The sequence below is a fragment of the Lysinibacillus sp. FSL M8-0337 genome (assembly GCF_038593855.1).
In the GTDB taxonomy this organism is placed as follows: Bacteria; Bacillota; Bacilli; order Bacillales_A; family Planococcaceae; genus Lysinibacillus; species Lysinibacillus sphaericus_D.
This window is the reverse complement of sequence record NZ_CP151996.1, coordinates 2,816,817-2,830,022: the sequence shown is the minus strand read 5'-3', so window position 1 is coordinate 2,830,022 and position 13,206 is coordinate 2,816,817. Positions and strand designations below refer to the sequence as shown.

General features: G+C 37.0%; 9 protein-coding genes, 2 pseudogenes and 1 riboswitch. Of the genes and pseudogenes, 9 read left to right on the top strand and 2 right to left on the bottom strand.

All coding sequences use genetic code 11. The annotated features are described in order from the left end of the window. Positions 1-259: 259 nt before the first annotated feature. A complete protein-coding gene (locus tag MKY08_RS13545) occupies positions 260-1,237 on the top strand; it encodes a glutaminase (protein WP_069513071.1) in 978 nt (325 codons plus the stop codon). An 884-nt stretch (positions 1,238-2,121) separates the two neighbouring features. Here the strand turns inward: MKY08_RS13545 and MKY08_RS13540 are convergent. Next, on the bottom strand, positions 2,122-3,468 hold the full coding sequence (locus tag MKY08_RS13540; protein ID WP_024361210.1) for an amino acid permease: 1,347 nt from the start codon (positions 3,466-3,468) through the stop codon (positions 2,122-2,124). A gap of 171 nt (positions 3,469-3,639) precedes the next feature. Beyond that, a riboswitch (glycine riboswitch) is annotated at positions 3,640-3,716 on the bottom strand. Positions 3,717-3,945: 229 nt separating this feature from the next. Between MKY08_RS13540 and MKY08_RS13535 the strand changes: the two genes are divergently transcribed. Next, positions 3,946-4,860 (top strand): tetratricopeptide repeat protein, encoded by a 915-nt coding sequence (locus MKY08_RS13535; protein WP_069513072.1) that lies wholly within the window; start codon positions 3,946-3,948, stop codon positions 4,858-4,860. Between the two features lie 173 nt (positions 4,861-5,033). On the opposite strand, the gene MKY08_RS13530 is transcribed toward MKY08_RS13535, so the two are convergent. Continuing rightward, the gene (locus tag MKY08_RS13530) at positions 5,034-5,420 is read right to left on the bottom strand and encodes a rhodanese-like domain-containing protein (RefSeq protein ID WP_024361208.1); all 387 of its coding nucleotides are present in this window, start codon (positions 5,418-5,420) and stop codon (positions 5,034-5,036) included. Between the two features lie 124 nt (positions 5,421-5,544). Between MKY08_RS13530 and MKY08_RS13525 the strand changes: the two genes are divergently transcribed. The 7 genes and pseudogenes from MKY08_RS13525 (at position 5,545) to MKY08_RS13495 (ending at position 13,054) form a co-directional block, all read left to right on the top strand. After that, positions 5,545-6,375 carry a biotin/lipoate A/B protein ligase family protein gene (locus MKY08_RS13525; RefSeq protein ID WP_069513073.1) on the top strand — a complete coding sequence of 277 codons (831 nt, stop codon included), beginning with the start codon at positions 5,545-5,547 and terminating at the stop codon, positions 6,373-6,375. A 191-nt stretch (positions 6,376-6,566) separates the two neighbouring features. Beyond that, positions 6,567-7,358: pseudogene (locus MKY08_RS13520) on the top strand (ribonucleotide reductase N-terminal alpha domain-containing protein); the annotation flags it as partial. Between the two features lie 209 nt (positions 7,359-7,567). Next, positions 7,568-8,419 carry an LAGLIDADG family homing endonuclease gene (locus MKY08_RS13515; RefSeq protein WP_141705608.1) on the top strand — a complete coding sequence of 284 codons (852 nt, stop codon included), beginning with the start codon at positions 7,568-7,570 and terminating at the stop codon, positions 8,417-8,419. A gap of 76 nt (positions 8,420-8,495) precedes the next feature. Further along, positions 8,496-10,277: pseudogene (locus MKY08_RS13510) on the top strand (vitamin B12-dependent ribonucleotide reductase); the annotation flags it as partial. Positions 10,278-11,166: 889 nt separating this feature from the next. Beyond that, complete coding sequence (locus MKY08_RS13505) at positions 11,167-11,694, top strand: sigma-70 family RNA polymerase sigma factor (RefSeq protein WP_069513075.1); 528 nt, start codon at positions 11,167-11,169, stop codon at positions 11,692-11,694. Beyond that, complete coding sequence (locus tag MKY08_RS13500; RefSeq protein ID WP_069513076.1) at positions 11,684-12,682, top strand: LCP family protein; 999 nt, start codon at positions 11,684-11,686, stop codon at positions 12,680-12,682. Before MKY08_RS13505 ends, MKY08_RS13500 begins: the two co-directional genes overlap by 11 nt. 114 nt (positions 12,683-12,796) lie before the next feature. Further along, a complete protein-coding gene (locus MKY08_RS13495; RefSeq protein WP_069513077.1) occupies positions 12,797-13,054 on the top strand; it encodes a DUF1871 family protein in 258 nt (85 codons plus the stop codon). The last annotated feature ends 152 nt before the right edge of the window (positions 13,055-13,206 follow it).

Below are 13,206 nucleotides of genomic sequence, written 5' to 3'. Positions count from 1 at the left end.
GTAAGGGGAAAGACAAACCTTACATACTATTTTTGTCTTAGTCTAACAGGGGCTAATTTGGTATTATATTTAAGGTAAGGTTTGAGAAGTCATTCATTGTGTATACTAAGTCCGAAAAGCAGTAACTGTTTAGACATTTTCTTTTGTCATACCTTATGACAGACGCTACACTACATGGTTGACTTAGATTAATCAAATAGAGTCTTCGTAGTTCAAGCTATGAGGGCTCTGTTTTTAACTAGAAAAGGAGAGCACAGCAATGCGAATACATCATCATCAAGTTGAACATCACGATAGTCAATCGATAGGGCAGTGGGTTGAGCAGTTCCGTCCCTTTGCTAAGGAAGGGAAATGTGCCAGCTATATTCCAGCTTTAGCACAAAAAGATCCACAACAACTAGCCATCTCCATTATTGGACCGAATAGTGAACAAATCGTTGGAGGAGATGTAACGGAATTATTTACCCTCCAAAGTGTTTCAAAAGTTGTAACCTTTATTTTAGCTTGTATGGACCGAGGGTTGCCGTATGTTTTAGAACGGGTAGATGTTGAGCCTACTGGGGATACGTTCAATTCGATTATTCGTCTTGAAAGTCATCAGCCTGGCAAACCTTTTAATCCGATGATTAATGCAGGAGCGATTACAGTGTCCTCGATGCTGGATGGCAGTTCGCCACAGGAGAAAGTGGCTAAAATCCTGTTGTTTTTAGAACAAATGGTTGGCAAACAGTTAAAGGTAAACGAAGAAGTGTTTCAATCTGAATGGCAAACAGCTAATCGCAATCGATCATTAGCCTACTATTTAATGGATTCGGGCTTTTTAGATTGTCCAGTTGAAGAAGCATTGGAAGTTTATTTGAAGCAATGTGCAATTGAAGTCAATGTTTCGGATTTAGCGATGATTGGCTTAGTAATCGCGAATGATGGCTATCATCCACAACGAAAAATCCAGCTCTTTCCAAAACAAGTGGCTAAATTAGCGAAAGCCCTAATGGTGACATGTGGTATGTATAATGCATCAGGTAAGTTTGCTGCTTTTATCGGTTTGCCAGCTAAAAGTGGTGTCTCTGGTGCCATTGTTGCGGCTGTTCCCAATCACGCAAGCTTAGAATCTCCTTTTCCAACTGGTTGTGGTATCGGCATTTATGGGCCAGCTATTGATGACATTGGAAATAGTGTAGCAGGTGTAAAGTTACTAAAGCATGTTGCAGATGAGTGGAATATGACGATTTTTTAATGTTGATAGTGGTGAATAATTACATTACAGGAGGGCGCTGTCCGCAGGCACATACGTAAACCGCAACCGTCGTAAATGACAGATTGTTGCGGCTTACGTTCCCACTAGAGTCAACTTTTTTTAAATAGCTTTAATTGATTAACAATAGAAAGAAATACATTTAAGTTGTACTTGATGGCTGGTGCTTTTAAATTTCATATGCCTTGTGAAGTCATGTTTAAGAATACTTTTTCTGTTGTAGGGGTTCATTGTGTCATGCCAAGTTTATTCAATTTAATACCCACTACAAAATGATTGATTATAAATATAAAACTATAGAAACACTCTTTGATATTTACTGTATATTTTTCTTTTTAGAAATTAAAGACATACATAGATTGATAATAAAACCTATGATTATTAATACTTGTAATAACGGCCATGTAATGCTTTCTTGGACTAAGCTTATTATGAAAAACACAATGACAACACTAACTAATGTAATCAATAGATTTTTCATTTTCATTGTTTTTGCCCCTTTGTATGAATAGTGGATATTTGAATATCAAGTTCGCATACTTGCGCACCAAGACTACATAAATTAACGATTAAAACATGTGGGTACAAATTTCTTAGGGACATTACAATGAAATAACTGAAAATTTTCAATATATAAATAAATGAAACTAAACTATTTTTCTTTCTATTAATCACTCTAAAAAGTAGGTTATTTTTCGTTTTATAATTATGTTTGTTTTGGAAAAGATGAAGTTTGTAAGAGGAGAGACTTGTTGGTTAATTGGTGAACTGTAGGCGGTTTAATCATCTATTATAATGAAAGACAAGACGCAATGCTTAGTAATTGCGTCTTGCTGTGGATTTGTCGCGAATTTATAAAATTGCTGTTATCTATTGTTGATATTTTTGCTTTTATAAAGAATGAAAAGAACGATAAACCAGATAGGTGTTAGTAAAAGCGCTGTTCTAGTCGCTTCGGAAATCAACATAATTACTAACAAAAACGCGAAGAAAGCAAGTACTAAGTAGTTCACAAAAGGTGTCAATGGTGCTTTAAAAATCGACGCTTCATGGAGGGCGCGGTTTTTACGTTTATAGATAATATGCGAGATTAGAATAATACTCCATACCCAAATAAAACAAATAGCACTAATTGTTGTCACGACGCTAAAAGCGTTTTCTGGCATGAGCTTGCTCAGTAATGCCCCTATTGATACAACGATTGCTGAAAGAACAAGTGCGTTACTTGGCACACTATTTTTATTTAGCTTAGCAAAAGAAGCGGATGCCTGCTTGTGACGGCCAAGATTATAAAGCATACGACTTGTAGAAAATAAACCACTATTGCCTGCTGAAGCCGCAGATGTCAGCACAACAAAATTGATAATACCTGCTGCGATAGGTATACCTGCTAATGAAAATACTTGTACGAATGGACTGCTTGTAGCAGACATTTCATACCAAGGGTTGATGCATAAAATGACTGTTAATGCGCCTACATAAAATAGTAAAATACGCAGTGGAATTTTATTAATTGCAGATGGAATATTTTTTTTCGGATCTGCTGTTTCTGCAGCAGAAACACCGACTAGTTCAACCCCTACGAAAGCAAAAACAACCATTTGGAAGGCCATTAGGAAGCCATAAATACCGTTCGGGAACAGCCCGCCATGTGCCCAAAGATTGTTTACTGATACAGTGCCAGAAGTTGTTTGAAAGCCTGTAAATAGCATGAATAATCCAATAATTATTAATGCAACAATTGTTACAACTTTAATCAGTGCAAACCAAAATTCGAGTTCTCCAAAAAGCTTTACTGTCAATAAATTAAGAAATAATAAGAGTACGAGACAGCCAATAGCGGGTACCCATTGCGGAATATTAAACCAATATTGTACATAGACACCGACGGCAATAATATCTGCCATCGCGGTCATTATCCAACAAAACCAGTAGGTCCAACCAGTAACATACCCAGCCCAAGGACCGATGTACTCTGTGGCGAAATCTGTAAATGATGTATAGCCTGCGTTTGATAATAGTAGTTCGCCTAGTGCCCGCATGACAAAAAATAAGGCGATCCCAACAATGAGGTAAGCCAAAATAATCGAAGGCCCTGCTAAAGCAATTGCTTTACCTGATCCTAAAAATAAGCCAGTCCCAATTGTTCCGCCAATTGCAATAAGTTGCACATGGCGATTTTTTAATTCTCGTTTTAACTGATGTTGTTCCAAGTTTATTCCCCCATAAGATGCGTAGAAGCGCTAGCTGGAAAATAAAAAAGAGACTAGTAGCAACACTAGTCTCGTAAACGTCAGAATAAAAATACCATGTCCGAAAGTTCAGTTTGTGAAAAATACAATATAACATTCGTCGTGTGGTATAGCTTTCATGGTGAAAGTTTATCTTACTCCTCTGTCCTTTTGCCTGAGATAGTGAACCCTTCGGCGACGCTAATTGCGCTCTCTCCAGAAATGCTCCTGCTATAGTTTCATCCATAGCATTCATAGCTTCAATCTTTATTTTAAGATATTATTTATCCTACCAATGACGAGCCAATAATACAAGGGTCAATTTTCAGTAGTATGCAGGTAAAAAGAAGAATTGGTTTCATGATGATATATTTGTTACAAAAAATAGTTATTTTAGACATAGAGTAATAGATACATTATCATTATTTTTACAACTACAAAGCTAAAAGAGGTGGAGGAATGGAGCGAGTAAAAGAAGCAGCACGATTGTTAGCACTAGAAGGGGAGAGTGAACAGGCAAAATTATTATTGCTAGATGTATTTTCTGAACAGCCCAATTGTATTGTTGCGCATAATTTAGCAGATTACCATAAAGAACAGGAGCAATACGAAGAAGCATATCACTATGCATTACAGGCTGTTGCATGGCAACCAAAAACGTATTCCCCGTATGCATTATTAGGCGAATTGTCTATGCGCCGAGGTGACAATCATTCGGCACAGCAATGGCTAGAAAAAGCATATAACCGATTTCAATCACCGGTCGTAGCGCACAATTTAGCAACTCTGTACAAGGCACAACAAAAATATGAACAGGCTGCTCGCCTTTTTATAAAATCGTATGAAACCGAGGACTATGGGCTGATGCAAGCTGTCGAATGTTTTGTGTTAGCCAAAGATTTTCAGAATGCTAAAAAGTGGATAGCGATTATTGAACAAGAACAGCAACGCTTTATCGGTGAAGTAGAGCTAGGAGAGTTGTACGGGCGAATTGGAGATTACCAGAAATCCGCTGTGTGGTATGCAAAAGGCTACAATCATTATGCCTATACAGGTGAATGGATCGCTGATTATGTATGGGTACTTCACCAATTAGGGAATGAGGCGCAGAAAAAAGCAGTGATTGTAGCTTTTATGAAGCAATGTACGCAAACAATCGCTGATTTGGCTGATAAGACGTTGGAAGATGACTGGACGGAAGAAGAAGTAGCAGAAGAAGAGGCACAGCTTAGAGCGAATATGGAGCGGGTGAACAGTGCCCATTTACAGCACCAGATTATGATGCAAAATGAGCCGAGTATCGCTTCACGCTGTTATACTTTTTTCTGTCCGATGCATGATGAAGGACATGGTGACAGCGAACTAGATGGTTAGTCGTTAGACAACTACTATTATATAGAAGAAACTCTGAATATTAGCAAAAAGAATCCTTTACCAAAACATTTGGAAAGGATTCTTTTTATGAAAAAACCAAGCGCTAGTATCCTACTTCACTGAGGAAAGGACTATGTAAAATAGTCGCTATTGCCTGATTGAATTCACTTTGCTTATTGTTTTTTTGTTTTAATTTTACCAGTCCAATTACGGAAGCCGCCTTCAAGCTGGTAGATTTGATTGTAACCACGTTTTTTTAGGTAAAGAGCAGCACGCGCGCTACGGCCTGTATTTTGACAGTATAAATATACTGGTAAATCTGGGCGGATTTCTTTATAACGTTGACGTAATGCTGTAGAAGGAACGTTTCGTGCGCCAAGGATATGACCTGCATCAAATTCTTTTTGTTCACGCACATCGATTAACTGCGCTTTACGGTAGCCTTCAATAAATTGTTCTTGTGTTAGGTTGGTTACGGCTTTTTTTAGTCGCATTGCATTTATAGCGATATATGCAATTAGCACTACTAAAACGACACCAATTGTGATAAGTATATCCAATTTCTTCTTACCCCTTTCTATCTTCTTTATTATTATAAAAGATGCGCTGGCGATAGTCCAATGAGTTTGATAAAATTAACTAGATTGTGGCTAGAAATGATTGATAGATGTAGGAGATGACATAATGACAACTTGGTATTTTCTAAATTCAGGAAAATGTAGTCCCTCTTTTAATATGGCACTAGATGAGGCATTGCTTGATTGGCATAGTGAGGGTTTAATTCCCCCTGTTATTCGTTTTTATGAGTGGGAGCCAGCGACATTGTCGATTGGTTATTTCCAACAAGCGAAAAGAGATATTAATTTAGACGCGTTACGTGAACAAGGAATAGGATTTGTTCGTCGTCCAACGGGTGGTCGAGCAGTATTACATGAACATGAGTTAACATATAGCGTCATTGTTACGGAAAGCTATCCAAATATGCCTGAATCCGTAACAGAGGCGTACCGAGTACTAAGTGAAGGGATATTGCAGGGCTTTCATAATTTAGGAATGGATGCCTATTTCAGCGTGCCTGACACAGAGGAAAAAAGGGCAGATTTGAAACAGCCAAAAAGTGCTGTGTGTTTTGATGCGCCGAGTTGGTATGAACTTGTCGTTGAAGGGAAAAAAATAGCGGGTAGTGCACAAACACGTCAAAAAGGTGTTATCTTACAACATGGTGCAATTTTACTTGATCTTGATGAAGATAAATTATTATCTGTTTTTAATTTTTCAAGTGAAGCGGCGAAAGAACGGATGCGCAAAAAGCTACCGGAGAAGGCAGTTGCCATTAATAGTCTTGTCAAAGAACCTGTGTCCATTGAACAATGTGTAACTGCTTTTCGAGATGGTTTTGCAAAATCGTTGCAAATTGAATTAAAACCATTTACACTTTCTGAGGAGCAATTAAAATATGTGCATGAGTTGGCAGAAAAAAAATATGCGCATGATGATTGGAACTTTAAAAAGTAAAATGTGGTATAAGAAAAATATTTTTTCATCGTTTAAACCTTGTAATGGCAAGCAGTAACCAATCTATTCGAAATTGCAAGAGTTGAATTTAAAAACTATATATAGTATCTTTTTAAAAGCGACATACACAATATGTAGTGTTTAACAGCACATGATATTGTGTATTTATTATTGTAAGGGGAGGCAAAACGATGGTACTTACAAATCATCAACCCGATGTAAACAAACAAATTGAACAGTTAAACAAAGATATTGAGCAATTCCCACAGGTTCACCCTGTCACGCCTGATATGCATATCACACATAAAGGTGTATCAAGACTTGTGATGATCGATCGCTACTCGTTTAAGGATACGGAAAAGAAAACGCTAAAAGCTGGTGATTTCGTCGTATTAACGGTAAAGGCAGATCCAAAATTCCCCGCACGTGGTTTAGGAACAATTCAACATATTGATATGTCTACAAAAACAGCAGATATTTTGATTGAGGAAGACTACCGTAGCGCATTAGATAATCCAAAAGAGCAGGAAACAGGTGTGATTACACGTTCAATTGACGTGCTAGAAAAGCCTCTTGAAATTTATTATGAGCAAATTGCTAAACGTAATGCAACAGGGCTTGCTTCTGTTGAAAAAACAGCTGAAAAACGCCAAGAATGGTTTGAAAAATTTTATCAGCAACTCGTTTCATTAAAATTTGTACCAGCTGGTCGTGTGATATATGGAGCAGGTTCTGAAACAGATGTAACTTTCTTTAACTGCTATGTAATGCCGTTTGTAGCGGACTCACGTGAAGGTATCAGTGATCACCGCAAGCAAGTAATGGAAATTATGAGCCGTGGTGGAGGTGTAGGAACAAATGGTTCAACACTTCGTCCCCGCAACACGTTAGCACGTGGAGTGAACGGTAAATCGTCAGGATCGGTATCATGGCTAGATGACATTGCAAAACTGACTCACCTTGTCGAACAGGGTGGATCCCGTTAACCAAAACGGCGGGATTAAAATCTCGTGAATTGCTGGAACACCCTGAGAGCTTTTCTTGCTACAACGTAAACTGTGAAGTTAAACGTGAATGCTTAAAAAAAGAAAAGATTGGGCAATCAGCAGCGAAGCATCTGGGGAAACACAGATGAACGTTCAACGACTATTGAAACTTCCTAAACTTTTAATACCACTTTGGAGGTGTAAGCATGGAAGAAGTAAATCGTAATGTACGGAGACGTCCTTACGAGGCGCGAGACAAAGAACGATTGATTAAAAAAATTATTGAGTTACATGAAGATGGAATGAGCCAAGTAGATATTGCGAAAATGCTCAGTATCGGTAGAGGAACAATTCTTAGATGGAACAAAGAATTAGAACTTTTTAAACCGAGAACACCTGGTGAAGCAGGTAAGCTGAAAAATAAAAAATACCATTATAATGAAAACTACTTTAAACAAGTTGATACAGCAAATAAGGCTTATTTAGTTGGCTATATAACCGGAGATGGAACCATTTTAGATCGTGGGACTTCTAAACGCTTAGTGTTATCACTTGCAGAGCAAGATCGACAACTACTTGAAGATATCGCTAAAGAATTATATATGTTGAATGCAATTAAATTTCGACGACGGAGAGCATCCAATGAACAAAATAAATATGCCTTAACAATTAATTCAACAGAAATGTGTAATGATTTAATAAAATTAGGGATTACACCACGAAAAACAGGGTTTGAACGTTGGGTTAACTTTGGAAGAGAAGATTTACAGTGGGCATATTTAAGAGGTTTTTTTGATGCCGATGGACATATTTCAAGTCGAGGAAGACTAGGGTTTACAGGAAATAGTCAAATGCTCCTATCGTTGCTACAATTTCTACATGATAATCAATTAGCTTTATCTGTTCATAAACTTTATCCAAAACAAGGTTGCGTAGACTTGTACATCACTAGAAAAGATGATGTGAAAAAGATTGCTCAACAGTTATATAAGTTTGGCTCCATTCAACTCAATCGAAAATATGAAAAAATCAAATCCTTCTTTGATGATATAGTCTGATCTTATGTGAAAGCATAAGAATGTGGCAGAAATGACCACATCTGAAAGGTATTTTAATATACTTTTTTGTAACAAAAAGCGTGGGGCACAAATGATTATGCTGGCAGATTGGCATCCTGATATCGTGGAATTTATTATTTCAAAAATGCAAAATCCACGTATTTTACGATACCTAATGGAAAATACAGCAGATGAGACGATTATTCGTCTAGCAAAAGAAAAATTAAACTTTAAGCCGCTTTCAATGCAAGAAGAAGCAATGTATCAAGGCATTGTGAATTATAAAGGCATCGAAGGCTTAGGCGGATTCGATAGTGGCATTATTCGTGAAGCAGAAAATAAATTGCGTGACGGTGGTACGTACACAGTTCATAACCCAGAGTTTTTAACGGGTGCTAATATTTCTGTAACGTTAACGAAAGAATTTATGGAAGCTGTTGAAGCAGATGGTGATTTTGACCTGCGTTTCCCAGCGGTTGAAGAATATACAAAAGAAGAAATGGCTGTTTACAATAGTGAGTGGCATAAAGTTGGAGACGTACGTGAATGGGAGAAGATGGGCTATAAAGTACGCACATATCGTACGATTAAAGCAAAAGAGCTTTGGAATCTTATTAACGTCTGTGCAACATATTCGGCAGAGCCAGGGATATTCTTTATAGACAATGCCAACGATATGACAAACGCAAAAGCATATGGTCAAAGTGTTGTTGCGACGAATCCTTGCGGTGAACAACCACTTGCACCATATTCAGTGTGTAACTTAGCTGCTGTCAACTTAGCGCAGTTTGCCAATAAAGAAAATCAAACAGTTGATTACGAAGCATTACGTGAAACGGTTCGTGTTGGTGTTCGTATGCAAGATAACGTAATCGATGCAACGCCGTATTTCCTTGAAGAAAACCGTGTACAAGCTCTTGGTGAACGTCGAGTTGGCTTAGGCGTAATGGGCTTAGCGGATTTACTTATTTATTGTGAAAAAGAATATGGCTCAGAAGCGGGCAATGCACTTGTAGATGAAATCTTTAAAACAATTGCAGAAACGGCTTACGAGGCTTCTACAGAGCTTGCAAAAGAACGTGGCAGCTTCCCATTCCTAGTAGGGGCGACAGAGGAAGAAACAGCACGTTTACGTAAAGCCTTTACAGAAACAGGCTTTATGCAAAAAATGCCAGCGCACATTAAAGAGCAAATTTTAGCAACAGGTATACGTAACTCGCATTTACTAACAGTAGCGCCAACAGGATCGACAGGAACAATGGTAGGCGTAGCAACGGGTCTAGAACCATACTTCTCGTTCACATACTATCGTTCTGGTCGTCTAGGCAAGTTTATTGAAGTAAAAGCAGAAATCGTTCAAGAATACTTAGACCGTCATCCAGAAGCATCTGAAGATCAGTTACCTGAATGGTTTGTGACGGCAATGGAATTAAAACCAGAGGCGCATGCGGATGTGCAATGCATTATCCAAAAATGGATTGATTCGTCGATTTCTAAAACAGTAAATGCACCGAAAGGCTATACGGTCGAACAAGTTGAAAAAGTGTACGAGCGCCTTTATAAAGGTGGCGCTAAAGGTGGTACGGTCTATGTTGATGGTAGCCGTGATTCACAAGTTCTGACACTAAAAGCAGAAGAAAATGATATGGATCAATTATCATTTGAAGAAGAATTAGTAGAAGAGCATGCAAAACGTCCAGTTGTATTAGTGGATACGATCCAAGCACTTGAGTCAACAACAGTTATCGGCTCAGATGTAGGGAACACATGCCCAGTTTGTCGTAAAGGCACAGTCGAAGAAATGGGTGGCTGTAACACATGTACAAACTGTGGTGCACAATTAAAATGCGGTTTGTAAAATAAACCTAAAGTAAACCACTTCACCTCTATAGATGATTAGAGATGAGGTGGTTTTCTATTGGATAATTGTGTTAGTATTGTTCTGAATAGTAATGAAGAAAGTAACTTCAACTAAATCCGTTTGGGTGGAGTGTTATTTTTTTCGAATCAGCGTTTCTCCAAGCGCGATTCCAACTGTAACAACTAAAATTGTTAGAATTAACAGAGCTTGTAAAATAAAATACCCAACTTGATCGAACATCGTATCTCTCCTCTTTTCTTAGTAATACCTTCTATTGTGAAATATTTACTTCCTAAATGAAGGGTCAAACGAACGAATAAAGCTCCCAATCAGTTCGATTTTTATCATATAGTTTACTTCATTAACATCATATATATGCAGTTGTTGTAATATTTCTTTAACAACAGGACGTTCAATATTTAATCAGCCTTGCGCTTTTCTTAAACGAACAAGAAGAAAGAATCCTATTTAATTCAACAAGAGACAGCTTACGATATAGTAAAAGGTTCTATCATTATTAACATCAAGGATTTAATCAATTCAAAACGCCATTCAAATAGAAGCAGATTAAATGGTTGTTGTGGTCTTGATGGTTGTGATGGAATGAATAGGGTCTGCTTGCATAATCACGAAATTGCTACAGAATACTCTGATTGTTGGAGGATCCATCAAGTGATATTCAATCCAGAGTTAGTAGAACTTATTTAACACTTACATATTAAACGACGAAGAGCCGTGTAGAAACCTGTATCTATGATTACGTGTGTAATTCATAAATACAGGTTTTTTAGTCAAACTTTTAAAATACTATTTTTTAAAAATTGAACCTATAATCATTTGCTAATCGTCTAATAGCAGAATTTAAGAGAGGAAGGGAGGGTAGTAGATGGACAGAACAGAAAAAGATTTCTTATTAGAACAAATGATGATTGAATATGGTGATGAGTTGGTACGATTGGCATTTTCTTATGTAAAAGATACTGAAATTGCGAAGGATATGGTGCAAAATACGTTTATCAAATGCTACAAAAACGTGGATACGTTTCGCTATGATGCCCAAATAAAGACATGGCTCTATCGTATTGCAATTAACGAATGTAAAGATTATTTAAAAAGTTGGCATTTCAAAATGGTACAAGTAAAAAGTTTTATTCATGAAACAGCAAAGTCGATTTACCCATCAACAGAAAAAACAGTTATCGATAAATACAATAATGAAGAACTAAAGGATACCATCTTTTCTCTTCCAAAAGTGTATCGGGAAGTGGTGTATCTCTACTACTACGAATCGTTAAAGACAGATGAAATTGCTGAAGTATTGGATATTCCAATGAATACAGTGAAAACGAGATTAAGAAGAGCCAAACAACGATTAGAGTCGATGATAAAGGAGGCTGAACTCAATGGAAGATAAACGATTAAGAGATAAAATGCAGAAGATTTCTAATCAAGATTTAAGATTTACGCAAGAAGACCGACAAAAGGTTTTTGAACAAATTCGTAGGTTGGAAAAGAAACACCGAGTACAAAAGAAGTCTCTTGTTCCTTCTTCAAAAAAGATTGTGCCAGTGCTCATTTCATTATTAGTGCTAGGTTTATGTCTAGTTTTATTTATGCCATCGATGTTGCCTAGGAGCTTTCATGAAGATGGGAACAATAATGCAACAGCAGTTCAGGAAGATCAAATTGTCACTACTTTAATTACGGTGAAAGCACAACAGGAGGACGATAGAATACCTCTAAATCTTTTACTTACATATAGCAAAGAGAAAAACGCTATGAAAGTTCTGTCGATTCCTCGTGAAACGTATGCACCGATAGCGAACAATGATGGGACTACAGTGCACGATAAATTATTATTTGCTTATGCTTTTGGTTCAGGAGGAGCAGAAAATGTAAGAACGACCGTTTCCAACCTATTTAATTTACCCATTGATTATTATGCGGTCATCGACTTAGAGACCTTTTCAGCATGGATTGCATCTATTAACGGTATAGATTATGACTTGCAAGAAGATACTCGCGTAAGAGCAATCACGAAAGTAGGACTAGATTTCAAAAAAGGAACGAATCGTTTAAATGGGGAAGAGGTAGTGGCATTAATGATGGCTGCTACAGACGGGAGAAATTTAAAGGAAGAAAACTTATTAAATCTTATTCAAATTGTGGTGAATAAAACGAAAAACGAAATGGCGCAATCGAAATTAAAAGAACTTTCCAATCAAATTGAAGCCAATATACCACTAGACCAATTGTTTGAAAACAAAATAAATCTTCATTCAATTAAATCAGTATCGTTAAGTGCTGGCATTCGAGATGATATGATAGATGGAAAATATTATGTTACGTTTGAGAAAGATTTTTTAACAGCCATTTCCGAAGAGTTAACGACATTTGAGTAATTAAACATTGGATTTGTTGTGATTTATAGGAAAATGATTTTATACTAGAAGTGCGTTAATTAGTTTAACGCACTTTTTATATTTACGAGGAAAAATATGTTAAAGAGGGGTAATATGGAGCACTATCGAATTGTTAAGGAAGTCATTGATAATTGGGATCCAAAGGGATTTTTGCATTACACACCTGAGGATGAATATGACCCAGAAATTAGGATGATAGTAGAGCTACTTCCAACAGTAACTTCTGTTGAAAATTTAGCGCTTAGGATACATGAAGTTTTTGTAAAAATGTTCTCGGTAGATGAAGTATTTGCAATTTCGAATTACTATCCAATTGCGTTGGAAATTTGGCAAACCATTAATAAGCAGTAAGCGCAAGTTTTAGCGTGAGATGCAGTTTAGACAGGATACTTGCTTGTATACCAAACTGTTTTTTTGAACTCTGTTTTTTGAGAGTAAACGATAATGAAACTTAAAATTACATAAAAAAGTGCATGTAGAAAAATATTGAAGTAGGGATTTTG

Coding starts and splice junctions, on each gene's coding strand:
- MKY08_RS13545 (WP_069513071.1), top strand. CDS start 260: ATGCGAATACATCATCATCAAGTTGAACATCACGATAGTCAATCGATA.
- MKY08_RS13535 (WP_069513072.1), top strand. CDS start 3,946: ATGGAGCGAGTAAAAGAAGCAGCACGATTGTTAGCACTAGAAGGGGAG.
- MKY08_RS13525 (WP_069513073.1), top strand. CDS start 5,545: ATGACAACTTGGTATTTTCTAAATTCAGGAAAATGTAGTCCCTCTTTT.
- MKY08_RS13515 (WP_141705608.1), top strand. CDS start 7,568: ATGGAAGAAGTAAATCGTAATGTACGGAGACGTCCTTACGAGGCGCGA.
- MKY08_RS13505 (WP_069513075.1), top strand. CDS start 11,167: ATGGACAGAACAGAAAAAGATTTCTTATTAGAACAAATGATGATTGAA.
- MKY08_RS13500 (WP_069513076.1), top strand. CDS start 11,684: ATGGAAGATAAACGATTAAGAGATAAAATGCAGAAGATTTCTAATCAA.
- MKY08_RS13495 (WP_069513077.1), top strand. CDS start 12,797: ATGGAGCACTATCGAATTGTTAAGGAAGTCATTGATAATTGGGATCCA.